At 68.3% G+C, this 23,979-nt stretch carries 20 protein-coding genes and 1 pseudogene; 5 read left to right on the forward strand and 16 right to left on the reverse strand.

Going from position 1 to position 23,979, the window contains the following annotated elements; genetic code table 11:
• Positions 1-5: 5 nt before the first annotated feature.
• The 10 genes and pseudogenes from ATCM_RS10540 to sstT all read right to left on the reverse strand — a co-directional run bounded on the left by ATCM_RS10540 (position 6) and on the right by sstT (position 11,036).
• Positions 6-851 (reverse strand): ABC transporter permease subunit, encoded by an 846-nt coding sequence (locus ATCM_RS10540; RefSeq protein WP_132864485.1) that lies wholly within the window; start codon positions 849-851, stop codon positions 6-8.
• Positions 848-1,774, reverse strand: a complete 927-nt coding sequence (locus ATCM_RS10545; RefSeq protein ID WP_132864486.1) for an ABC transporter permease subunit — start codon at positions 1,772-1,774, stop codon at positions 848-850. The genes ATCM_RS10540 and ATCM_RS10545 overlap by 4 nt, the downstream gene beginning before the upstream one ends.
• Positions 1,771-2,913: a polyamine ABC transporter ATP-binding protein gene (potA, locus tag ATCM_RS10550; RefSeq protein ID WP_132864487.1), complete on the reverse strand. Its 1,143-nt coding sequence runs from the start codon at positions 2,911-2,913 to the stop codon at positions 1,771-1,773. The genes ATCM_RS10545 and potA overlap by 4 nt, the downstream gene beginning before the upstream one ends.
• 194 nt (positions 2,914-3,107) lie before the next feature.
• Positions 3,108-4,640 (reverse strand): efflux transporter outer membrane subunit, encoded by a 1,533-nt coding sequence (locus ATCM_RS10555; protein WP_132864488.1) that lies wholly within the window; start codon positions 4,638-4,640, stop codon positions 3,108-3,110.
• Complete coding sequence (locus ATCM_RS10560; protein ID WP_132864489.1) at positions 4,640-6,187, reverse strand: MDR family MFS transporter; 1,548 nt, start codon at positions 6,185-6,187, stop codon at positions 4,640-4,642. Before ATCM_RS10560 ends, ATCM_RS10555 begins: the two co-directional genes overlap by 1 nt.
• A pseudogene (locus ATCM_RS10565) lies at positions 6,184-7,281 on the reverse strand (HlyD family secretion protein); the annotation flags it as partial. The gene ATCM_RS10560 and the pseudogene ATCM_RS10565, both read right to left, overlap by 4 nt.
• Before the next feature lie 278 nt (positions 7,282-7,559).
• A complete protein-coding gene (locus ATCM_RS10570) occupies positions 7,560-8,684 on the reverse strand; it encodes a polyamine ABC transporter substrate-binding protein (RefSeq protein ID WP_132864491.1) in 1,125 nt (374 codons plus the stop codon).
• A 116-nt stretch (positions 8,685-8,800) separates the two neighbouring features.
• Complete coding sequence (locus ATCM_RS10575; RefSeq protein ID WP_132864492.1) at positions 8,801-9,103, reverse strand: AzlD domain-containing protein; 303 nt, start codon at positions 9,101-9,103, stop codon at positions 8,801-8,803.
• Positions 9,100-9,816 carry an AzlC family ABC transporter permease gene (locus tag ATCM_RS10580; protein WP_132864493.1) on the reverse strand — a complete coding sequence of 239 codons (717 nt, stop codon included), beginning with the start codon at positions 9,814-9,816 and terminating at the stop codon, positions 9,100-9,102. The genes ATCM_RS10575 and ATCM_RS10580 overlap by 4 nt, the downstream gene beginning before the upstream one ends.
• Positions 9,817-9,827: 11 nt before the next feature.
• The gene (gene sstT / locus ATCM_RS10585; RefSeq protein ID WP_132864494.1) at positions 9,828-11,036 is read right to left on the reverse strand and encodes a serine/threonine transporter SstT; all 1,209 of its coding nucleotides are present in this window, start codon (positions 11,034-11,036) and stop codon (positions 9,828-9,830) included.
• Between the two features lie 123 nt (positions 11,037-11,159).
• Here sstT and ATCM_RS10590 point away from each other — a divergent pair, with 123 nt between their 5' ends.
• The gene (locus tag ATCM_RS10590; protein WP_132864495.1) at positions 11,160-12,737 is read left to right on the forward strand and encodes a phospholipase D family protein; all 1,578 of its coding nucleotides are present in this window, start codon (positions 11,160-11,162) and stop codon (positions 12,735-12,737) included.
• A gap of 30 nt (positions 12,738-12,767) precedes the next feature.
• On the opposite strand, the gene ATCM_RS10595 is transcribed toward ATCM_RS10590, so the two are convergent.
• Positions 12,768-13,835 (reverse strand): HDOD domain-containing protein, encoded by a 1,068-nt coding sequence (locus ATCM_RS10595; RefSeq protein WP_132864496.1) that lies wholly within the window; start codon positions 13,833-13,835, stop codon positions 12,768-12,770.
• Positions 13,836-13,916: 81 nt separating this feature from the next.
• Positions 13,917-14,207: a hypothetical protein gene (locus tag ATCM_RS10600; protein WP_132864497.1), complete on the reverse strand. Its 291-nt coding sequence runs from the start codon at positions 14,205-14,207 to the stop codon at positions 13,917-13,919.
• A gap of 136 nt (positions 14,208-14,343) precedes the next feature.
• Between ATCM_RS10600 and ATCM_RS10605 the strand changes: the two genes are divergently transcribed.
• Positions 14,344-15,126 (forward strand): prolyl oligopeptidase family serine peptidase, encoded by a 783-nt coding sequence (locus ATCM_RS10605; RefSeq protein WP_243694092.1) that lies wholly within the window; start codon positions 14,344-14,346, stop codon positions 15,124-15,126.
• 236 nt (positions 15,127-15,362) lie between these two features.
• Entirely contained in the window at positions 15,363-18,089 is a 2,727-nt protein-coding gene (locus ATCM_RS10610; RefSeq protein WP_132864498.1) for an EAL domain-containing protein, read from the forward strand.
• Between the two features lie 66 nt (positions 18,090-18,155).
• On the opposite strand, the gene ATCM_RS10615 is transcribed toward ATCM_RS10610, so the two are convergent.
• Positions 18,156-18,791, reverse strand: coding sequence for a LysE family transporter (locus tag ATCM_RS10615; protein ID WP_132864499.1), 636 nt, complete (start codon positions 18,789-18,791; stop codon positions 18,156-18,158).
• Positions 18,792-18,926: 135 nt separating this feature from the next.
• Between ATCM_RS10615 and ATCM_RS10620 the strand changes: the two genes are divergently transcribed.
• Positions 18,927-19,832: a LysR family transcriptional regulator ArgP gene (locus tag ATCM_RS10620; protein ID WP_132864500.1), complete on the forward strand. Its 906-nt coding sequence runs from the start codon at positions 18,927-18,929 to the stop codon at positions 19,830-19,832.
• Between the two features lie 110 nt (positions 19,833-19,942).
• The gene (locus ATCM_RS10625; RefSeq protein ID WP_132864501.1) at positions 19,943-21,079 is read left to right on the forward strand and encodes a lipase; all 1,137 of its coding nucleotides are present in this window, start codon (positions 19,943-19,945) and stop codon (positions 21,077-21,079) included.
• 7 nt (positions 21,080-21,086) lie between these two features.
• Here the strand turns inward: ATCM_RS10625 and ATCM_RS10630 are convergent, their stop codons facing one another.
• The 3 genes from ATCM_RS10630 to ATCM_RS10640 form a co-directional block, all read right to left on the reverse strand.
• Positions 21,087-21,839, reverse strand: coding sequence for a transporter (locus ATCM_RS10630; protein ID WP_165931166.1), 753 nt, complete (start codon positions 21,837-21,839; stop codon positions 21,087-21,089).
• Positions 21,840-21,949: 110 nt separating this feature from the next.
• Complete coding sequence (locus tag ATCM_RS10635; RefSeq protein ID WP_132864503.1) at positions 21,950-22,873, reverse strand: M14 family metallocarboxypeptidase; 924 nt, start codon at positions 22,871-22,873, stop codon at positions 21,950-21,952.
• Between the two features lie 117 nt (positions 22,874-22,990).
• Positions 22,991-23,875, reverse strand: a complete 885-nt coding sequence (locus ATCM_RS10640) for an acyltransferase (protein ID WP_132864504.1) — start codon at positions 23,873-23,875, stop codon at positions 22,991-22,993.
• Positions 23,876-23,979 lie beyond the last annotated feature (104 nt).

Raw genomic sequence — 23,979 nt, forward strand, 5'->3', positions numbered from 1 at the left:
GGCGATCAACCGTTTTCCTGCAGCGCCAGCTGCCGGTCGCGCTGGCGCCGCTTCTCGGCGCGGGCGGAGATCCACCAGCCGATGAAGGCCACCGTCGACACCGCCAGCACCATCACCGTGGCCAGCGCGTTGATCTTCGGGCTCACGCCCATGCGCACCGAGGAGAACACTTTCATTGGCAAGGTGGTCGAACTCGGGCCGGCCATGAAGCTGGCGATCACCACGTCATCCAGCGACAGCGTGAAGGCCAGCAGCCAGCCGGACAGCAAGGCCGGGGCGATGATCGGCAAGGTGATCAGGAAGAACACCTTCACTCGGTTCGCGCCCAGGTCCATCGCCGCTTCTTCCAGCGAGCGGTCCATCTCCTGCAGGCGCGAGGAGACCACCACCGTCACGAACGACAGGGTGAAGGTGACATGCGCGATCCAGATCGCCACCTGGCCCTTCGACGGCAGGCCGAACAGCCCGCCCATCGACACCAGCATCAGCAGGATCGACAGGCCGATGATCACCTCCGGCATCACCAGCGGCGCGGTGACCAGCGCCCCGAACACCGTCTTGGTCGGGAAGCGCTTGAAGCGGGTCATCGCCATCGCCGCCATCGTGCCGACCACCATGGACGCGGTGGCGGTCCAGAAGGCGATCTTCAGGCTCAACCACGCCGCGTCGAGCAGCTGCCGGTCGTTGAACAGCTGGCTGTAGGCGCTGAAGGAGAAACTCACCCACACCGTCGCCAGGCGCGAGGAATTGAACGAGTAGATGATCACCAGCAGGATCGGCAGGTACAGGAAGCCAAAGCCGAACAGCAGCGCCAGCCAGCCCCACCAGGAATTGCGCCGCGCCATGCTCATGCCAGCTTCCCTTCCAGCTCACGCTGCTGGGAACGGTTGAAGATCAGGATCGGGATCAGCAGCAGCACCAGCATCACCACCGCCACCGCCGAGGCCAGCGGCCAGTCGCGGTTGGTGAAGAACTCGCTCCACAACACGCGGCCAATCATCAGCGTGCCCGGGCCGCCGAGCATTTCCGGGATCACGAACTCGCCCACCGCCGGGATCATCACCAGCATGAAGCCGGCGACGATGCCGTTGCGCGACAGCGGCAGGGTGATCTTCAGGAAGGCCTGCCATGGCTTGGCGCCCAGGTCGTAGGCGGCCTCCAGCAGGCGGTGGTCGAGCTTGACCAGGTTGGTGTACAGCGGCAGCACCATGAACGGCAGGTAGCAGTAGACGATGCCGATGTAGGCGGCCAGCGGCGTATTGAGGATCTGCAACGGGGTGTCGATCAGCCCGGCCGCCATCAGCCAGCGGTTGAGGATGCCGTTGCTGTCGAGGATGCCGATCCAGGCATAGACGCGGATCAGGAACGAGGTCCACGACGGCAACACCACCAGCATCATCGCGATATTGCGCGCCGACGGCGACATCCGCGAGATCACGTAGGCCATCGGGTAACCGATCAGCAGCGTCAGCACGGTGGAGATCAGCGCGATCTTGATCGAGCTCAGGTAGGCCAGCACGTACTGGCTGTCGGTGAACAGCGCCGTGTAGTTGCCCAGGTTGAGGTTGACGTTGAACGCGTTGTCCACGTACTCGACGATCGCCGTGTAGGGCGGCATCGCCACGGCCATCTTCGAGAAGGAGATCTTCAGCACGATCAGGAACGGGATCGCGAAGAACAGCAACAGCCACAGGTACGGCACGCCGATCACGCTGGCGCGCACGCCAGGCACCCAGCGCCGCCAACCGGTCGCGTTCTTGTCCGTCTGGCTCATGAGGTCAGCACCACGCCGTCGTTGTCGTCCCAGGACACCCAGACTTCATCGTTCCAGGTGATGCCGTCGCTGTCCCAGCGCTTCATGTTGGCGAAGTTGGAGAGGATCTTGGCGCCGCTGGGCAGGCGCACGTGGTAGACCGAGTGGCTGCCGAAATAGGCGATGTCCTCGACCACCCCGAACGCCTTGTTGGTCTCGCCCTCGGGTTCGTCCTTGGCAATGTGCACCTTCTCCGGGCGCAGCGCGAAGGCGACCGGCTGGCCTTCATAACCGGTGATGCCATGGCCGACGTAGATCGGCGCCGGGAAATCGGCCGTGCGCACGGTGACGTACTCGGGCAGGTCCTCGTCGATGACGCCTTCGAACAGGTTCACCGAGCCGATGAAGCTGGCCACGAAGCGGTTGGCCGGCTGCTCGTAGATGTCGTCGGGCTTGCCGATCTGCTGGATCCAGCCCTGGTCCATCACCGCGATGCGGGTGGCCATGGTCATCGCTTCTTCCTGGTCATGGGTGACCATCACGCAGGTCACGCCCAACTGCTCGATGATGTTGACCAGCTCCAGCTGCATCTTCGAGCGCAGTTTCTTGTCCAGCGCGCCCATCGGCTCGTCCAGCAGCAGCAGCTTGGGCCCCTTGGCCAGCGAACGGGCCAGCGCCACGCGTTGCTGCTGGCCGCCGGAGAGCTGGTGCGGCTTGCGCTTGCCGAGCTTTTCCAGCTGCACGAGTTCCAGCATCTCGCCGACACGGCGGGTGATCGCGTCCTTGGCCATGCCGTCCTGCTTCAGGCCGAAGGCGATGTTCTGCTCCACCGTCATGTGCGGGAACAGCGCATAGGACTGGAACATCATGTTGATCGGCCGCTCGTACGGCGGCAGCGCGGTGATCGGCTGGCCGTCGAGCAGGATGCTGCCCTTGGTCGGGGTCTCGAAGCCGGCCAGGCAGCGCAACAAGGTCGACTTGCCACTGCCCGACCCCCCCAGCAACGCGAAGATCTCGCCCTTGCGCACGTCCAGGTTGACGTCATCGACGGCGACGAAGCCATCGAATTCCTTGCGCAGGTCGCGGATGGACAGGTAGCCGGGCTCGCGGTTCAGGGCGATGGCATCGTTCCTGATGTCGGGCTTGGCATCAACGGGCATGTAGGGCTCCGGGAGCGGGCAGGTGGAAAACGCGCGTAGTGTAGCCCCCGGGTTTTGCAGGCGACACCGCCATGTGTGGCGATTGGCGCCGGGCGGCCCTTGCCGGTCGCCACCCGGGGCCGGGCGAGCGCTCCGCGCGCCGGAAGGGCGTTGCAACGGGGCCTTGCGCGGGCATTGCGCTTCAAAAGCCGCCCTCAGCTGCGCGGCTCGGGGGCCTGCTCCCATCCCAGGCCCAGGCTCTTCTGCAGCGCCACGTAGCGCACCAGCAGCTGCAACTGGGCCTGGGCCAGACCGTCCTGCGCGCTCAACTGCTGGCGCTGCACGTCGAGCAGGTCGATCTGCGAGGAGGCGCCGGCCTGGCGGCGCTGGGCCATCAACGCCGCCGAGCGGGTGGCCGAGGCCTCGGCGTTGCGGGCCTTGAGCAGTTGCTCGCGGGCCGCGCCGAAGCGGGTCAAGGCACTGTTGGCATCCTGCAGAGCCGCCAGTACCGTGCCCTCGTAAGCGGCCAGGCGGGCCTGGTGACCGGCACGGGCCTGTGCCACGCGGGCCTTGTTCACGCCGAAATCGAACACCGACCAGCGCAGGAACGGCATCACCACGCTCGCGGCCGAGTCACTGTTGAAATCCGACAGCGATGACGCCCCCATGCCGATCGTGCCCAGCAGGTTCACCTGCGGGAAGTACGCCGACAGGGCCTGGCCGATCTGCGCCGAAGATGCCGCCAGCTCGCCTTCGGCCTTGCGGATGTCCGGCCGGCGCCGGATCAGCGCCGCCGCATCGTCCACCTTCACCTCCGCCGGCAACGACGGCATCGGCCGATCCTCGGCCAGCGTGGCGTCCAGCGCGCCCGGCTCACGGCCGGTCATCAATGCCAACTGGTCGCGCGCTTCGGTGGCCTGCGCACGCAGTGGCGCCAGCTGGGCCTGCTGCTGCTCCAGCTGCACGCTGGCACGCTCCACGTGCAGGTCCGAATCCACGCCGCGCGCGCGGCGCTGCCGGGTCAGGGCCAGTGCGTCGGCCGCCGCCGTGGCGTTGTGCTCGGCCAGCGCGATGCGCTGGCGGCTGCCGCGGTAGCCCAGGTAGACCTGGGCTACTTCCGCGGCCAGCTGCACCTGCGCATCGGCCAGCGCCGCGGCATCGGCATCGGCCCTGGCCGCCGCTTCCTGCGCGGCACGGCGCTTGCGGCCGAACAGGTCCAGCTCCCAGCTCGCATCGACGCCGGCGATGTACAGGCTGGTATCCAGGTCGATCCTCGAGAACTCATCGCGCAGCTGCGCCGCCTCCTGGGGACGGCCATTGCTCTCGGCCACGCGCGCGGCGGATTCACCAACCTGGCGCACGTCGTCCACCAGCACGTCGGGCGGGTTGATGCGGGTGTAGCCGGCCACCGCGCCGACGCTGGGCAGCTGTTCGGCCCGGCGCTGCCGCTGCAGGCCACGCGAAGCCAGCAGCCTGGCCTGCGCCGCACGCAGGTTCGGGCTGTTGCGCAGGGCATCGTCGATCAACTGGTCCAGCAACGGGTCGTCGAGCTGCCGCCACCATTGGCTGGGGGGCGTGGCCGGCATCACCCCGGCATCGGCAGCGCGCGGCAGGGCCGGTTGGGCGACGGCGCCTTGAGCGACCTCGGGGCGCACATGGTCGGGGCCGAGCATGCAGCCGGCCAGCGTCAGCGGCAGGGCCAGGCCGAGGGAGATCGGCAACAGGGAACGGGAGACGTGTCGTGCCATCAGTGCATCGCCAGAGGAACGCCCTTGGGCAGGGGCTTGAGCAGGAACACCAGCGGCAGCGTCGCCACCACGATGATGCCGAAGATCCAGAACAGGTCGTTGTAGGCCATCACCAGCGCCTGCTGCTGCACCTGTTGTACCAGCAGTGCGGCGGCCTGCGTCGCATCGCCCGTCTGTCCGCCCAGCGCCAGCAGGTAGTCCTGCGCCAGCGGCGAGTTGGCCGTGGTGGCGCTGCCGATGGCATCGATATGGAAACTGACGCGCCGCTCCTGGAAGGTGGAGATGATGGCCAGGCCGATCGAGCCGCCCAGGTTGCGCGCCGCGTTGAACAAGCCCGAGGCATCGGAGGCCAGCGCGCGCGGCACCGAGGTGATCGCGGCCTGATTCAGCGCCATCATCGCCAGCGCCAGCCCACAGCCCTGCAGCAGCTGGCCGATGACGAAATGCATGCCCACGCTGTCCGGGGTCAAGCCGAGGTTGATGAAGCATGCCGCGGCGAAGCACAGCATGCCGCCCATCACCATCACCCGCACATCGATGGTCTCCAGCATCTTCGGCATGAATGGCATCAGCAGCACCGTCGGCACGCCGCCCAGCAACAGCACATAGCCGGCCTGCTCGGTGTTGTAGCCGGCGATCACCGCCAGGAACTGCGGGATCATGTACATCACCCCGAACAGGATCATGCCGACCGCGCCGACCATCACGAACACCGCGCCGAAGCTGCGCTGGAACAGGATCCGCAGTCGGATCACCGGCTCGTCGCTGAGGAACTGCGACAACGCCAGCAGCGCGAAGCCCACCAGCGAGACCAGGCTCAGGATCAGGATGAACTCCGATTCGAACCAGCGCTCGCGCTGGCCATCCTCCAGCACCACGGTCAACGCGCCCAGGCCGGCGGTCATGCCGAGGATGCCCAGCCAGTCCGCGCGCAGCAGGCCACCCCAGTTCGACGTCTCGTGCGGCAGGCCGAGCAGCAGCAGCGCGATCAGTCCGGCGCAGATCGGCACGTTGATGAAGAAGGCGTAATGCCAGCTGACGTTCTCGGTCAGCCAGCCGCCGAGCAACGGGCCGATGATCGGACCCAGGATCACGGTCATGCCGAACAGCGCCGTGCCCAGCGTCTGCTGCGCCGGTGGCAGCCGCGTGGCCACGATGGTCAAGGCGGTGGGAATCAGCGCACCGCCGGTGAAGCCCTGGCCGATGCGGCCGAGGATCATCATGTCCAGCGTGCTCGACAGGCCGCACATCACCGAGAACGCGGTGAACAGCGAGGCGCAGATCAGCAGGAAGGTGCGCAGGCCCAGCGTGCGCACGAACCAGCCGGTCAGCGGGATCATCACGATCTCCGAGACCAGGAACGAGGTCGAGATCCACGTGCCCTCGGTGCCACTGGCGCCGACCTCGCCCTGGATGGTCGGCAGCGCCGCGTTGACGATGGAGATGTCCAGCGTCGCCATGAACGAGCCGATGGTGCCGGCGGCCACCGCCAGCCAGGCGCTGGCATCGGCCTTCTGTGGCACCGCGCTGGCGGCAGCGGTGCTCATCGCGCGGCGGCGTCCCCGGACGGCGTGCTGGCGCTGTCCTCACGCGTGTCCACGGTGACCTCCACCGACATGCCGGGCACCAGGATCGTGCGTGTCCGTGCATCGGCCTCGATCCGGATCCGCACCGGGATGCGCTGCACCACCTTGGTGAAGTTGCCAGTGGCGTTCTGCGGCGGCAGCAGCGCGAACTGCGAGCCGGTGCCCGGCGAGATGCTTTCCACGGTGCCGTGCAGCGTCGTGCCCGGCAGCGCGTCCACCTCGATCCGCGCCGGCTGGCCCGGTCGCATCCGCCCCAACTGGGTTTCCTTGAAGTTGGCCGACAGGTACAGCGACTGCAGCGGCACCACCGTCATCAACCGCGTGCCGGCACCGACGAACTGGCCCACCTGCGCGGTCTTGTTGCCGATCCGCCCGTCGATGCGCGCGCTCAGCACGGTGTCCTCGAAGGCCACCTCGGCCTGCGCGGCATCGGCCTGGGCCTGCTTCAGCCCCGCGCGCGCCTGGGCCAATTGCGCCTGGCCGGCCTGCAGCTGGCTTTCGGCCCCGCTGATCTGCGCGCGCGCCGCATCGTACTGGGCCTGCGCCCGTTCCAGGTCGTGCTTGACGCTCTCCAGGTGCTCATGGGTGTCGGCGCCGGACGCCGCCAGCGGGCCGAAGCGCGCCACTTCGGCGCGTGCGAAGCGCAGCGTGGCCTCGGCGGCGCGCAGCTGGGTGCGTGCCTGCAGCAGTTGCGACTGGTTGCCTTCCACCCCGGCGCTGGCGGCGGCGATGTCGGCCTCGCGCACGGCGATCACGGCTTCGGTCTGGTCCAGCGTGGCGCGGTAGGTGCGCGGGTCGATCTTCACCAGCGGCGCGCCGGCCTTCACCCACTGGTTGTCCTGCACCAGCACTTCGGTGACGTAGCCGTTGATGCGCGGCGCGACCGCCACCGCATCGGCCTGCAGGTAGGCGTTGTTGGTCTGCTGCAGGTACCTGCCGGTGGTCAGGTAGTACGCCAGCCAAGCGAGCGATGCGACCAGCACCAGCAGGCCGATGCCGGTCAACGTCCAGCGTACCTTGGGGTTCTTCAAGGGCGAGGGTTTGTCCTGCGCCTGCGGTGCGTCGTTCGAGGACGCGGAGGGGGCTTGGGGCTCTTCGCTCATGGTCTCGTCGCGGCTGTCATCCGATAGGCCGGATCGCATTCAGGCGATCACGTACGTGACAGTACGGGAGCGCTGCGGGACGTCAAGTGAAATCCTGCGAAAAACCCATGAAAAAAAGCCTCCCCGGCAGCGCCGGGGAGGCTTTGGTCCAGATCCAGGGCATCGGCATGGATGCCTTCAGCGCGTCCCCGCCGGCGATGCCGGGGACGGCCGCGCTGCCTCCGGATGCATCAACGGCCGGTTTTGATCTCGGTCCACAGACGGGTGTACAGCTTGTCCGTGTCCGGCGTGTTGATCGCATAGGTGAACATCTTGGCCGCCACGTCTTCCGGCGGGTAGATGGTCTTGTCGTCACGGATGGCCGGATCCACCAGCGGCGTGGCCGACTTCACCGGGTTGGCGTAGTGGGTCACGTTGGTGTTGTTGGCGGCCACCTGCGGCTCGAGCAGGTAGTTGATGAAGGCGTAGGCGTTTTCCGGGTGCTGGGCGTCCTTCGGGATGGCCAGCATGTCGAACCACTGCGGGGCGCCTTCCTTCGGGATCGAGTAGGCCACTTCCACGCCGTTCTTGGCTTCCTCGGCGCGGTCGCGGGCCTGGATGATGTCACCGGACCAGCCCACCACCAGGCAGGTGCTGCCATTGGCCAGCGCACCGACCAGCTGCGAGGAATGGAAGTTCTGCACGTACGGGCGGATCGACTTGAGCAGGTCGGCGGCCTTCTGGATCACCGCCGGGTCGGCGCTGTGCGGGTCTTCGCCCAGGTAATGCAGCGCGATCGGGATCAGGTCGGCCGGCGTGTCCAGCAGCGTCACGCCGCAGTCCTTCATCTTGGAGATGTTCTCCGGCTTGAAGATCAGGTCCCAGCTGTTGGCCACGTCGGTGCTGCCGCCGAAGCGTTCCTTGAGCTTGGCCACGTTGTAGCCGATGCCGGTGGTGCCCATCATGTACGGCACGCCGAACTTGTTCTCCGGGTCCTGGCCGGCGATGCGCTGCATCACCGCCGGGTCGAGGTTGGCCAGGTTCGGGATCTTGCTCTTGTCCAGCGGCAGGAACACGCCGGCCTGGATCTGGCGACCGAAGAAGTTCAGCGTCGGCACCACGATGTCGTAACCGCTGTTGCCGGTCAGCAACTTGGTCTCGACCATCTCATCGCTGTCGAACACGTCGTAGGTGACCTTCACGCCGGTCGCCTTCTCGAAGTTCGGGATGGTGTCCTCGGCGATGTAGTCGGAGTAGTTGTAGACGTTGAGGACCTTGGCCTCGCCGCCTTCCGGCGTCTTGGCGCCCTCTTGCTTGCCACCGCAGGCGGCGAGCAGGGAGATGGCGACACCAACGGTCAGGATGCGCAGATTCATGGATTCTCCAGTGGTGATCCGGGAGCGGGGGGAACCGGCGTGGCCGGCGCGTGGCGCATTGTCCCACTTGCGGACGGCATCGCGCATCTGTCGGGCCGCCAAGGCCCGGGACGGCCTCAGAACAACCGGATCAGCGCGGCGGCGGCCGCGCCCAGCACCACCACCGCCAGGAAAGGCAGCCGCAACGCCAACGCCACCGCGGCCACCAGCAGCGCCCCCAGGCGTGCGTCCAGCGCGATGCCCTGCCCGCTGGAGACGGCGTTCATCGCGGTGAGCGAGGCCAGCAGGCCGATGGTCAAGGTGCCCGCCACGCGATTCATGCGCGGCGATTCCAGCCAGCGCACCGGCACCAGGTAACCGGCGAACTTGGTCGCCCAGGCCACCCCGCACCCCAGCAGCAACCATCCCCACAGGCTCATCGTGGCGCCTCCCCGCCGGACGGCGGTGCCACGTCCGGCTCCAGCCCCTCCTCCGCCGGCCCTCGGCCGAACCAGCCCCAGATGGCCGCGACCGCCGCGGCCAGCAGGATCGGCACGCCGGGCGGCAGCCACGGCAGCGCCAACACCGTCACCAGCGCGCATGCCACCGCGATGGCGACCGGCTCACGCGAGCGCAGCCGCGGCCACAGCAGGCCCAGGAACGCCGCCACCGCGGCGCCATCCAGGCCCCAGCGGCGCGGGTCGCCCATGGCATCGCCGAGCAGGGCGCCCACCAACGTGAACAGGTTCCACAGCAGGTAGACGCCAAGGCCGGCCACCCAGAACCCGCGCCGTTGCTCGGCCGTGTCCTGCTGGCTGGCCGCGGTCGCGGCCGATTCGTCGATGGTCAGCTGTGCGGCCAGCGGCCGCCACCACCGGCGTGGCCGCAGCAGGCGGTTGATCTGCGCGCCATACACGGCATTGCGGACACCGAGCAGGCTCGATGCACCGAACGCCGCTGCCCCCGTGCCACCCGCCCCGACCACGCCGATGAAGGCGAACTGCGAGCCGCCGGTGAACATCAGCAGGCTCAGCAACGCGGTCTGCAGCACGCTGAACCCCGAGGCCACTGCCAGCGCCCCGAAGGAGATGCCATACAGGCCGGTGGCCAGCGCGATCGACAGGCCAATGCGCACCGCGGGCGTGAAACGCACCGGCCGCGTCCTCAGCCGCGCGCCCGCGCGTGTTCGGCGGCGGCCACGAACACCACGTCGGTGGACGAGTTGAGCGCGGTTTCGGCCGAGTCCTGCACCACGCCGACCACGAAGCCCACGCCCACGACCTGCATCGCCACGTCATTGGGGATGTTGAACAGGCTGCACGCCAGCGGGATCAGCAGCAGCGAGCCACCCGGCACGCCCGATGCACCGCAGGCACCGATGGCGGCGATCACGCACAGCAGCAGCGCGGTCGGCAGATCCACCGGGATCCCCTGCGTATGCACCGCCGCCAGCGTCAGCACCGAGATCGTGATCGCCGCGCCGGCCATGTTGATGGTCGCGCCCAGCGGAATGGCCACCGAATAAGTCTCCTCATGCAGGCCCAGCTTGCGGCACAACTCCATGTTGACCGGGATGTTGGCCGCCGAGGAACGGGTGAAGAACGCCGTGACGCCGCTTTCGCGCAGGCAGCGCAGCACCAGCGGATACGGATTGCGGCGCATCACCACCGCCGCGATCAGCGGGTTGCCGACGAAGGCCATGAACAGCATCGCGCCGACCAGCACGCACAGCAGGTGGATGTACTCCTTCAGCGCGTCCAGGCCGGACTCGGCCAGGACCGAAGCCACGATGCCGAACACGCCCAGCGGCGCCAGCCGGATGACCATGCGCACCAGCCATGTGATCGCCGCGGACAGGTCGCTGACCACGCCGCGGGTGGCGGGACTGGCATGGCGCAGCGCCAGGCCCAGGCCGACCGCCCACGCCAGCAGCCCGATGTAATTGGCGTGCAACAGGGCATTGACCGGGTTGTCGACGACCTGCATCAGCAAGGTATGCAGCACCTCGCCGATGCCGCTCGGCGCGCTGCCGCCGGCCGCGGCGACATCCTTGAGCGTCAGCTGGCTGGGGAACAGGAAGCTGGCCCCCACGCCCACCAGCGCGGCCACCAGGGTGCCGACGACGTAGAGCATCAGGATCGCGCGCAGGTGGGTCTTCTGGCCGTGCTGGTGGTTGGCGATGGAAGCGGCGACCAGCACCAGCACCAGCACCGGCGCCACCGCCTTCAGCGCGGAGATGAACACCGTGCCGAGCAGGCCCACCGCCTTGCCCGCTTCCGGCCAGGCCAGCGCCAGCGCGATGCCCAGCAGCAGGCCGATGAAGATCTGCAGCACCAGGCTGGGCGCGCGGGACGGGGAAGCAGGTGCGGTCATTGCAGGACTCAACGGCGAGGTAAACGCCGATTCTGACCCAAGCGGGCCGTCGCCGGCACCGGCGGAACGTCATGGATGCCGCCTTGCACTGACCCCACACCCCGATCCGGCTAGGATTCGCGCATGGAATCCAAGACCCCTCCCCGCCGCTGGCGGCTGCTGCGCCTGCTGGGCATCGTCCTGACGGCGCTGCTGGTGTTGTTCATCAGTGGCCTGCTGCTGGGCGACCGCCTGACTCCCAAGGCCATCGGCGCGCCCTCGCATGCCCTGCCGCTGCAGGACCAGCAGACCCTGATCGACCGCGCACTGGTGCCGGTGCTGGCCGAACATCCGGGCCAGAGCGGTGCGATCTACCTGTCCGAGGGGCTGGAGGCCTACGCCGCGCGATCGATCATCACCCGCCAGGCCGGGCGCAGCCTCGACCTGCAGTACTACATGTGGCACGACGACATGGTCGGCCACCTGCTTGCCCACGATGTGTACCAGGCCGCCGAGCGCGGCGTGCGGGTCCGCCTGCTGCTGGACGACATGAACACCCAGGGCCTGGACCCGCAGATGATGGCGCTGGACAAGCACCCCAACATCGAGATCCGCCTGTACAACCCGTTCCGCAACCGCGACGGCCTGTGGCGCCTGCTGGAAATGGTGCAACGCGCCTTCAGCATCAACCACCGCATGCACAACAAGGCCTGGATCGCCGATGGCCGGGTCGCCATCGTCGGTGGCCGCAACATCGGCGAGGAATATTTCGACGCGCGGCCGGACGTGAACTTCCGTGACCTGGACCTGCTGCTGGCCGGCCCGGTGGCGGCCGACGCCAGTACCGTGTTCGACCAGTTCTGGAACAGTGACGCGGTGGTGCCGATCGCCGCGCTGCAGTTCAGCACCGACCAGCAGCTGGGCAACTTCATCACCCAGGCCGAGCGGGATGCCCGCCAGCAGAAGGCCCTGCCCTACCTGCAGCGCGTCCGCGCGCGCTTCGACGAGGCTTACTTGAGCGAACGCCTCGCCCTGCACTGGACCGCGGACATCCATGTCCATTCCGATCCGCCGCGCAAGCGTGGCAACGCCGACCGCGCCGACTGGCTGGTCACGCGGCTGGCCGACGTGCTGCTCGGCGCACGCCACAAGTCATTGCTGATCTCGCCCTATTTCGTGCCCGGCGCGGCGGGCACCAAGGCGCTGGTACGCCAGGTCCAGGACGGCGTGCAGGTCGGCGTGGTCACCAACTCGCTGGCCGCCAACGACGTGGCCGCCGTCCACAGCGGCTACATGCATTACCGGCGGCCGCTGGTCGCCGGCGGCGTGCAGCTGCATGAACTCAGGTCGCACGGTCACCCGGAGAAGGCCAGCACCTTCGGCAGCAGCGGCGCCAGCCTGCACACCAAGGCCTTCGTGGTCGACGACCGTCGCGGCTTCGTCGGCTCGTTCAACCTGGACCCACGCTCGGCCTACCTCAACACCGAGATGGGCGTCCTGTTCGACGACCCGGTGCTGGCCGCGCGCCTGCGCCAGGAATACCTGCGCCTGGCGGGCCCGGAGCTGAGCTACTGGGTCTACCTCGACCGCGACCATGAACTGCGCTGGCTCGACCGCACCCACACCCCGGCCATCGCCCTGCGCACTGAACCGGATACCCGCTGGATGCAGCGCGCGACCACCCGGGTGATCAGCTGGTTGCCGCTGGAATCACAGCTCTGACACTGCCGCCGGCCGGGATGCGCCTGGGCCTCAGCCCAGCTCGGGCTCTTCGCGGCTGACCCGCTTCCACAGCCAGCTCGCCACGTGCCCGGGCAGCTGCGTGGACAGGATCGCGACCGCCTCGTCCTCGCTCATCCGCCCACCGGCATGCAGCATCGCCGCGCTGGCGGCCAGCTGCCCGGTCTGCAGCGAACGCGCCAGCCCCTGCGGCGCCTCGGCATCGACCTCCTGCAAGGCCCCGATGATGGGATCGGCCAGCTTCCAGTGACGGGCAATACGCACCGCGGTCGGCGCGGTGCAGCGCTCCAGCAGTGCCATCAACGTACCCGGCTCGCGGGGCCGCAGCGGGGGCTGCAACAGCACGTCGGCCGCAGCCTGCATCACCATTGACGCGCTCAGGCCCAGCAGCAGGCCGGCCAACTGCGCGGCAAAGCCGTCCTCGCGCTCGACGCTGCGTGCGTGGTCGGCCGCGGCCAGCGACAGGCGCAGCGTGTATTCCCACAACTGCTGCGCAAACTGCGCATCCACGCCGCGCGCCGACTCCATCACCGGCTGCACCAGCGCGGCGGAGATGATCTGGCGGATGCCGTCGTTGCCGATCAGCGTCACCGCCCGCTCGATGCTCTGCACGTCCTGTTGCTGCAGGCGGTACAGCGGGCTGTTGGCGATGCGCAGCAGGGTGGCGGCCAGCACCGCGTCACTGCCGATGATGCGCGCAATCGAACGCGACGAGGCGGCGCTGTCGTTGACGCTCTGGATCAGCTGCGGCAGCAGGTTGGGACGGCGTGGCGTGTAGCGCGAGGACAGGTCCGCGCGGGTCAGTGCCGCGGCCACGTCATCGATCACCGAACGCTGCACGCGCAGCGCATCGGCCGATGCGTCCGTCACCGCCAGCGCATGCAGCAGGAAGCGCCGCTGCAGGTCACCGGGGGCCACCTGCGGCATGACGTCCACCGGTTCTTCGTCGGCCGGCATGCGTGGCGGCGAAGGCATCTGTGGCGAACGCCTGGCCACCTGCGGCCCGGCGTGGCCGTGCTGCCAGAACCAGGCGATGGCCCCGACCACGAGGGCGGCAAGCAGTGCAGAAAGGATCGCCATGGATGCAGGCAGCGGACTCGAACGGAGGATTGCCTGCTACATCGGCGGCAGGCGTTGCATCTTTAACCGTACCGGCACCGCTCAGTCCTCGACCTTCGCCAGTCGCATGCCCATCGGCCCCTGCAACGAACCGTCCGCGTTGACGACCAACTCCAGCGTTGCGTCCGGCTGCCCGGGCACCGTGATCCTGAGGGTGTCCTTGTCGCGGACGTAAGTGGTTTCCTGCGACTGACCCATGACCTTGATGGCGACCTTGCCGTCGCGGCCGAAGGTGTAGGTGGCCATGCCCAACGCGTCGGCATAGGTGCCATCCAGGCCCGCGCCGCAGGCCGACAGCAGCAATACCAGCACCAGGCCCCAGGCTTTCTTCATCACAGGTCCGCTCCCGTTGGATGACCGCCGGTTGACGACCATGAACGGCGATTCTGACACACTGCCTGCCGCCCCCGCGGCGCGCCGCCCGCGCCGCCCGTGTCCAACGGAGGACAGTCCCGTGCGTCGTTTCCTGATGATCGCCTCATTGTTGTCGATGCTCGCCGGCTGCAGCAGCCAGCCCGTGGCCAGCGCGCCCGACCACGGCCATTTCGTCGACCGCCAGCTGCAGTTCGAAGGCCGCACGTTCCGCTATCAGGTGTTCGTTCCCGCCCGCGCGGCCAGCCCTGGCAAACGCCCCCTGGTGCTGTTCCTGCATGGCTCCGGCGAGCGCGGCGATGACGGCGTCAAGCCCACCCTGGCCGGGCTTGGGCCATGGCTGAAGGAAAACCGCGACAGCTTCCCCGCGTTGGCGGTGTTCCCGCAGGTTCCCGAGGGCGAGGAATGGCGTGACCGCAACGCACGCATGGCGCTGGCGGTGCTGGATGCGGCCGGCAACGAGTTCCAGGCCGACCCGCGCCGCATCTACCTGACCGGCATGTCGATGGGTGGCTATGGCAGCTGGGAGCTGGCCTTGACCCGGCCCACCCACTTCGCCGCCGTGGTGCCGATCTGTGGCGCGCTGCGTGCACCGCGCCAGGCGCGCCCGGGCCTGCTGGTCGACCAGGTCGCCGCTGAAGCCGATCCCTACGTCGCCACCGTGACCCGCCTGCGTGGCGTGCCGGTCTGGAGTTTCCATGGCGCACGCGATGACCTGGTCCCCACCCACGACGACCGCGCCATCCACGCCGCCAGCGAGCAGTTGGGTGCGGGCTTCCGTTACACCGAGTATCCGGACACCAACCACAACGCCTGGGATCCCACCTACCGCAACCCGGCGATGTGGCAATGGCTGTTTGCCCAACAGCGCACCGAATAGCGGCCGCCACCAATAACGTGATGTACTTCACTGTGAATAGTAGCTGCCACGCACAAGTCACATCGCTGACCCGATCATTCCCCACGCTTCACCGCCCCGCGCACCCTGAAGCACCTTCCGCGCGTACCCCCTTCGTGCCATAACAGCCACGCAAGGGGCCGCTTGCCCACTGCCAACGGGATACGACACCCGGCGGCGGTGCGTACCCATGAAAGGAATCCGGAGACACAGGTTTGGTGACCCGCCCGTCCACCGCTCAATCCCCGCCGCGCACGCGCAGCCTGTACTCGCGGCTGCACTGGCTGATCGCGGCGGCGCTGCTGCCACTGCTGGTGATCGGCGTCATCGCCATCGTCCTGACCGCCCGCGACTACCGGCGCAATTCCGAGCAACGCCTGCAGGAAACAGCCGTCGCCTTGGCACGCGGCGTGGACCAGGGCATCCGCGAGAACATCAACCAGCTGCACCTGCTTGCCGTGCTTGCACCGCACGGCGACCCGGCCAGCCCCGGGCTGCAGGCCTGGTCCGGCAACAACGCCGAGGTCCGGCTGGTGCGCGACGGCAGTGACGAAGCGCAGTCCCTGCCCACGCCGGTGCTGCGCGATGCGCGCCGGACCGGCCAGGCACAGGTCTCCAACCTGTTCTCCGACACCACCGGCGCGCCGCCGGAAGTGGCCATCGCCCTGCCCTTCACCGACAGCACCGGGCAACCGCAGGTGATCGCGCTGGTGCAGCCGTCCAACCGCCTGATCAACACGATCCTGCATTCGGCCGACGAGGCCAGCCTGCTGGTGGCGGTGGTGGACAGCAACGGCATGATCGCCGCGCGCTCGCGCAACCCCGAACGCTTCATCGGCCAACCGGCGCCGGACTGGTACAAGCTGCAGCTCAACGGCGGCAACGCCGGAGTGTTCGAGGCCACCACCAAGGAAGGCAAGGGCACCGTGCTGGCCTTCCACAAGCTGCATGCCGCGCCGGGCTGGGCCCTGGTGGTCGGCGAGCCGCAGAGCAGCTTCCAGGCGCGCTGGCAGCGCCCCTTGCTGGGCGTCATCCTCGGCGGCCTGCTGGCGGCGATCATCGCGCTGTTCTCGGCGCGCGCCATTGCGCGCAGCATCCTGTTGCCGATCCGCGCCCTGGCCCAGTGCGGGCGCAACATCGCCTCCAGCGAGGGCACCCCGGCCGATCCCCCCACCTCGCGCATCACCGAAGTGCAGAGCCTGCAGACCAGCCTCAATGACAGCGTGGATGCGCTCAAGCGCAGCGCCGACGAGGCCCGTGCGCTTGCACGTGACCTGAAGGTCAGCGAGCAACGCTACCGCGCCGTCGCCGAGGCTGGCGCCCTGGTGCTGTGGGAATCGGACCGCAACGGCCAGGTGCGTTCGGTCACCGGTTGGCGCGAGCTCACCGGCCTGCCGGAGCAGGACGCCCTGGGCAAGGGCTGGCTGCGCCGGGTCAACGAGGAGGACCTGGCCCCGATCGAGATCGCGCTGGAGCAGAGCTTCACCGCCGGCACCCCGCTGGACGTGGAGTTCCGCGTGCTCGACCTGTATGGCAAGTGGCGCTGGCTGCGCGCACGCGGCGCACGGGTCGGGCCGGAGCAGTCCGGCTGGGCCGGCGTGCTGGAAGACGTGGACGCCCGCCGCCAGGCGCAGGCGCGCATCGCCTACCTGGCCCAGCACGACCCGCTGACCTCCCTGCCCAACCGCACGGTGCTGTTCGAAAAGCTCGAGCACGCGCTGGCCGATGCGCGCCGCGGTCGCCACAGCGCCCTGCTGCTGCTCGACCTGGACCGTTTCAAGGAGGTCAACGACACCCTGGGCCATCCCACCGGCGACCGCCTGCTGCAGGAAGTCGCCCATCGCCTGCTCGGTTGCGCGCGCAGCAACGACGTCGTCGCCCGCCTCGGCGGCGACGAGTTCGCGATCCTGATGGCACCGGAAAGCCGGCCACCGGAAGCAGCCGCGTCACTGGCCACGCGCGTGGTGGAGGCCCTGGGCCGCCCGTTCGAGCTGGAGGGACATCCCATCGCCATCAGCGCCAGCATCGGCATCGTGCTGATCGACAACCTGGCCGGCAGTTCGGAAAAACTGATGCGCAACGCGGACCTGGCGCTGTACCGCGCCAAGGAGGAAGGCCGCGGTTGCTACCGCTTCTTCGAGGCGGAGATGGACACCCGCATGCAGCTGCGGCGGCAGCTGGAAACCGAGCTGCGGGCCGGCCTGGAGCAGCAGCAGTTCGTGCTGCACTACCAACCGCTGGTGGACCTGCAGCAGCGCCGCGTCACCGGCTTCGAGGCACTGCTGCGCTGGAACCACCCGCAACGCGGGTTGCTGGACCCGGGCCAGTTCCTGGCCCTGGCCGAGGACATCGGGCTGATGATCCCGCTGGGCGACTGGGTGCTGCGCCAGGCCACGCGCGACGCCGCGCACTGGCCGGACGAGATGAAGGTGGCGGTCAACCTCTCGGTGTCGCAGCTGGCCCAGCCGGACCTGGCCGATACCGTGGAGAAGGCATTGGCCGACGCCGGCCTGGCCGCGGCGCGGCTGGAGCTGGAGATCACCGAGAACGCACTGATCGCGAACATCCAGGCGGCCTCGTCGCACCTGCTGCGGTTGAAGGTCGCCGGTGTCTCCATCGTCATGGACGACTTCGGCACCGGCTACTCCTCGCTGGGCTACCTGCGCGCGTTCCCGTTCGACAAGGTCAAGATCGACAAGTCCTTCATCCGCGACCTGGGCGAACACAGCCAGGGCAGCGCCATCATCGGCGCGGTCTCGCACCTGTGCGGCAAGCTCGGCATCACCGCCACCATCGAAGGCGTGGAAACCCACTCCCAGCTGTCACAGCTGAAGGACGAGCACTGTGCCGAGGGCCAGGGCTATGTGTTCGGACGGCCCATGCCGGTCGAACAGATCCGCGCCTTCATGCGTCAATGGCCCCAGCGCTGGCAGGCCACCGACTGAGCCCCGGACGCAGCAGCCCCCGCGCCAGAGCACGGGGGCCGCTGCATGTGATCGGGACCGCGCGGCTCAGTTGACGCCGCGGATGGCCAGGGTCAGGGCCAGCACGCTCAGGATCACCGCGATGGTGCCGTCCAGCACCCGCCAGGTCGACGGCTTGGTGAACAGCGGTGCCAGCAGGCGGGCGCCCAGGCCCTGCGCGGTCAGCCACACGCCGCTGGCGGTGACCACGCCGGCGGCGAAGGCCATGCGCGACTCGCCGAAGTTGTCGGCGATGGAGCCGATCACCATCATGTCCAGCCAGAAGTGCGGGTTGATGATCGAGAAGCCGGCCGCGGCGAGCAATGCCGTGCGCAGCGACTGCTCGGCATTGTCGTCCAGCTGCATGCCGCCACCACCGGAGAACGCCCGGCGCGCCGACTGCAACGCATACCAGCCCAGGAACGCCACCCCGCCCCACAGCAGCACCGTGGTCAACCACGGCATCTGCTCGGTCAGGCGGCGCAGGCCGACCACGCTGGCCATGATGAACACCGCATCGATCGCGAAACAGGTCGCGATGATCGGAATGACGTGCTGGCGCATGATGCCCTGGCGCAGGATGAACGCACTCTGCGCGCCGACGATGGCGAACAGGCCGATGCCGATGCCGGCACCGCTGAACCAGGCACTGCCTGCGGCTTGGGCGGAAATGACGGAAAACATGGGGGACTGCCTTTCTTCTGGGGGATTGCCACGGCGGGAGGAACCCACACACCGCGGCTGACAGGCGCAATTGTCGCAGCGCAGCATCGAAAAGTAGAGCTAAACTTCGTTAACCATCTTTAGCAGAGCTTAATCATGCGGATCGACCACTCCCAATTGCGCGCTCTGGCCGCGGTGATCCGCGAAGGCAGCTTCGAGCGCGCGGCGTTGTCACTGAACGTGACCGCCTCGGCCATCTCCCAGCGGATCAAGGCGCTGGAGGATCGCGTCGGCAAACTCCTGGTCAAGCGCAGCATCCCCACCGAGGCCACGCTGGAAGGCCAGGTGCTGGTGCAGCTGGCCGAACAGACCGCGCTGCTGGAGCGTGACGCGTTCGAGCGCATCGGCATCTCCGACGCCGAACTGCCGCGCGCCAGCATCCCGGTGGCGGTCAACCACGACAGCATGGAGACCTGGTTCCCGGAGGCGGTGCAGGCCTTCTCGCAGACCACCACGACCACCCTGGACCTGCATACCGAGGACCAGGACCACACCGTGGCCCTGTTGCGCCAGGGCGCGGTGCTGGGCGCGGTGACCACCCTGTCCGAGCCGGTGCAGGGCTGCCAGATCCACGAGCTGGGCAGCATCCGCTACGCGGCCACCTGCACGCCCGAGTTCCATGCCCGCTACTTCGCCAAGGGCGTCAATGCCCAATCGCTGGCGCTGGCCCCGGTGCTGGTGTTCAACCGCAAGGATGACCTGCAGGCGCGCTACGCGCGCCGCCTGGCGGGCATCGCGCAGCCGTTGAATGCACCGACCTGGTGGATCCCCTCCACCCGCGCCTTCGTCCACGCCAACCTCGGCGGGCTCGGCTGGACCATGAACCCGCTGCCGCTGGTGCGCCGCCACCTGGAAAGCGGGCGCCTGGTCTACGTCAAGGCCCGCGCCTGGGAGGACGTGCCGCTGTACTGGCAGCACTGGAAGGGCGAGGTCAGGACCATGGCCCTGCTGACCCGCGCCATCCTGCAGGCTTCGGCGATGCTGGTGCGGCGGCGGCGCTGATCCCGTCGGGGCGATGCTGCGCTGCAAGTTTCCCCAAAGGACACTGCCCGCCCGCCGGGTGGGGGCGGAAGCTGCACGGATCGTCAGGTCCACCCGCCCGGAGCCGCCGCATGTCGACCATCCGCATCGCCCCTGTCCTCGCCTCCTGTTTCCTCGGCACCCTTGGCCTGCCCCTGGCAGGCGACCTCGCCCTGCTGCCCGGCACGGCCCACGCACTGGATTGCGGCGGCAACAACGGCTACACCTGCACCGGCAGCGCCAACCAGTACGCCGGCGGCTTCAACCCCGGCGTCGGCCAAGGCGGCTTTGGTGGTGGCAGCTGCACCGCCACCCGCACCCCGGTGGTGTTCATCCCCGGCAACGGTGACAGCGCGATCAGCTTCGACATGCCGGCCGGCGCGGTCAGCGGCTACACCACCCCGCCGCGCTCGATCTACGCCGAGCTCAAGGCCGCCGGCTACAACGACTGCGAGCTGTTCGGCCTCACCTACCTCAGTGCCAGCGAACGCGCCGCGCCGCAGTACAACTACCACTCGCCGGCCACCTACCAGGTCATCAAGACCTTCATCGACAAGGTCAAGGCGTACACCGGCAAGAGCCAGGTCGACGTGGTCACCCATTCGCTCGGCGCCACGATGATGCTGGCCACCATCAAGTACCACGGCTACCAGGGCAGCGTGCGTCGCTTCATCAACATCGGCGGTGGCCTGCGCGGCCTGCAGACCTGCCGCAGCACCGGCTACCAGTCGACACTGGCACCGACCTGCAATGCCGAAGCCTATGTGTTCCCGTACAACTACTACACCTTCGGCCTGTACCCGAGCACCGGGGTGAGCTACTACGGCTACAACCGCTGGACCGGCAGTGGCAGCGGCAGCCTGCGCACCTTCCCGGCCACCTACACCGGCATCCGCTTCTACACGATCACCGCCGGCTTGCGTGACCAGGTGCACTGCTTCACCACCAGCTACAGCGGTGGCTGCAGCGACGGCGCGCTGTTCAACAGCGCCGCCAACGTCTACGCACAGGTCGACGTCGGCGCCGGCAGCAGCGCCTACAGCTTCGACTGGGATTGGAGCGACGGTGGTCCGTACAACTTCGGCGGCGGTGACACCAGCAACGGCGTCGGCCATTTCCGTTCCAAGAACAACAGCGGCGTGATCGTCCGCAACATGCTCACCACCGACTGCACCACCGACTGCGCCGCCGGCTACAAGGACGTCCACGGCCCGGCGGTCAATCGCTGAGGCGTCCTCAGTCGAAGGCCAGGGAAAGCCCCACGCCGCCCTGCCAGTCCGCCGTGCGTGCATCCAGCCCGCGCAGGAAGGAGACATCCAGCTGCAGGCGCGGCGTGGCCATCCAGGTCACGCCGGCACCGGCGGCACGCATGTACTGCGCGCCGGTGCCGTACCCGGCTTCGACATAGACACCCAGGTCCTCGCGCAGGGCAACGCCGTAACTGGGCGACAGCAGCCAACCACTGCCGTCCTCCCCCCACTGCCGGTCCGCGTACAGCGCCAGGCTGGCGTCCCGCGGCATGGCCCAGGCCAGGGTCACGCCCAGGTCATAGTCATGGCCGGCCCCGCCCAACGGCGCCTGCCCCCAGGGCAGCGTGGCGCCGGCCTTGAGCGCCAACGACAGTCGCTCCCCGCTCAACGCCGGCGCCCACTTCAACGCCACGCTTCCGTCACCACCGCCGCTTTCCCGCACGCGCCCGCCGCTGCCGTGCCGGCGCGACTGGCCCCAGCTGTCCGCTCCCAACTGCAGTTCCAGCGTATCGGACAGGCCGGCGCGCAGCAGCGTGGCCGCGGCCCACGTCGTCGTCGTGGTGCCCGCGCTGCGGTCACGGCTGGCGTCCGGCAGGCCCTGCTCCCAGGCGAACACGCCCTTGCCGAGCGTACGGGTGGAAAAACCGATTCCCGGCCGGTCGAACGCGGGCACCTCGTCGGCATGCGCACGTGGTGCGACCAGCAGGGACAGGACAAGCAGCGCAAGGAGGGTCTTCATGCCGGCATGGTCCCTGCCCGGCCGGCGTGAGGGCGTGAACGCCCGTGGGCCCGCGCCGCCACGTGGACGCCCGCCTTTGGGCATGCCGGGCGGCAGGCGCCCGGTGCGGATCAGCGATGCGCCAGCGCGTAGTCCAGCGCGCCGACCACGGCTGCGACCTGCGCATCGTTGCACTGCTGCGGGGTCGCCTTCGGGCTGTCCGGGTAGACCTCGGTGGTTGTCGTGTAGCGCGCGCCACTGACGCTGGCGCACAGGCCCAGCGCCTTGAGCGGATATTCGATCACGCCATGCGCCACCACCGGCGAGCCGATGATCTGTCCGTGCGCGTCGGCCGGCGCGATATGGGTGACCTTCTCCACCTCGGCGATCACCGCCTGCTGGAATGCCGGCTGCCGGTTCTCGCTGTCGTCGACCAGATAGAAGCCATCGGGGATTTCGCCAGGTTCGAACGGCTTGCCGTCGCGCGCCGCCAGCGCCGGACGGAACTCGGACTCATCGGTGTCGGTGGTCTCGTGCAGGTCGATGTGCATCAGCACGCGTCCCTTCAGCGGTGCCACCAGCGCCATCAACGCCGCCGACTCCGGCGCCGGGCTGTTCGGCACGAACGAACGGTTCGGGTCCAGCGCCAGTGCGTTCCAGCGCTGGATGCGCTCGTAGCCCCAGGGGCTGACGCAGGGCACGACCAGCAGGTTGCACTTGTCGGCGTAGTCGGCGGCACGCTGGTCCAGGAACTGCAGCGCGCCCTGCACGCCACTGGTTTCATAGCCATGGATGCCGCCGGTCACCAGCATCACCGGCAAGGCGTCGTCCCAATCCGGACTGCGCACGGCCAGCAGCGGATAGCGCGCGCCGGGGTAATCCAGTTCGCCGTACTGCGAGACATCGAAGCGATCACGCAAGGCATCCACCTTGGCCACCACTTCCTCGGCATGGCTGCGCTGCACCTTCTGCCGCGCCAGCCACTGCGCGCGCTCGGCCGCGCCCCACGGCTGCCCGGGCGTACCCACCGGATAGAAAGCGGTATCAGTGCTCATGCGTGACCTCATCAAATGTTGCGGACAGGCGCGCACTGTACACCCGCCGCCGACCGGCGCAGGAACGCACGCAGCAAAAAGGCCCCCGCAGGGGCCTTGATGCTGGGCGGTCCGGGCTCAGCCGCGGCTCTCGAGCAGGCGGCTGATGTCGGCGTCCTTCTGTTCCCACAGACCATTCATCCATTGCTGGAATTGGGCGCGGAAGGTACGGTCATCCTGGTAGTTGCCGTTGATCAACTCGGCGGGAATCGGCAGCTTGCGCACCAACACCTTCACCTCCGGCAGGCGGTTGGCCATCAGGTCGATCATCGACGGGATGCCCTTGGGATAGACGATGGTCACGTCCAGCAACGCATGCAGGCCCTTGCCCATCGCGTCGAGCACGAACGCCACGCCGCCGGACTTGGGCTTGAGCAGATGCCGGAACGACGAGCCCTGGCTGTCATGCTTGGCCGGGGTGAAACGCGTGCCCTCGACGAAGTTCATCACCGCCACCGGGATGGCGTTGAACTTCTCGCAGGCCTTGCGCGTGACCTCCATGTCGCGCCGGCCGAGCTCCGGGTTCCTGGCGATCTGCTTGCGCGTGTAGCGGCCCATGAACGGGAAATCCAACGCCCACCACGCCAGGCCCAGCACCGGCACCCAGAACAGAGAGCGTTTCAGGAAGAAGCGCAGCAGCGGGATGCGGCGGTTGAACACCTTCTGCAGCACCAGGATGTCGACCCAGCTCTGGTGGTTGGCCAGCACCAGGTAATGTCCATCGCGCTCCAGGTCGGCATCGCCGCTGACCTGGAAGTGGGTGCGGGTGAACAGGCCCATCATCGCGCTGTTGACCCCGATCCAGCTCTCGGCCAATCCGGTCAGCATCGGGTTGCAGGCCAGGCGCACCTTCTTGAACGGCAGGATCGCCTTGACCAGCGCGACCACGAACAACGGCAGGCAGTGCGCCAGCGTGTTGAGGGCCACCAGCAGCAGGATCGGAATAACGCGTAACCACACCATGGGAGTACCGGGGCGCCCCTGAGCCATAAAGGCGGACAGGGTAGCAAACCCGATCATGGCTGGTTGGCGTCGAATGAACGGTTTCGTCAGCTTGCCGTTGCCCC

The organism is Stenotrophomonas sp. ATCM1_4, assembly GCF_004348115.1.
GTDB lineage: Bacteria > Pseudomonadota > Gammaproteobacteria > Xanthomonadales > Xanthomonadaceae > Stenotrophomonas > Stenotrophomonas capsici.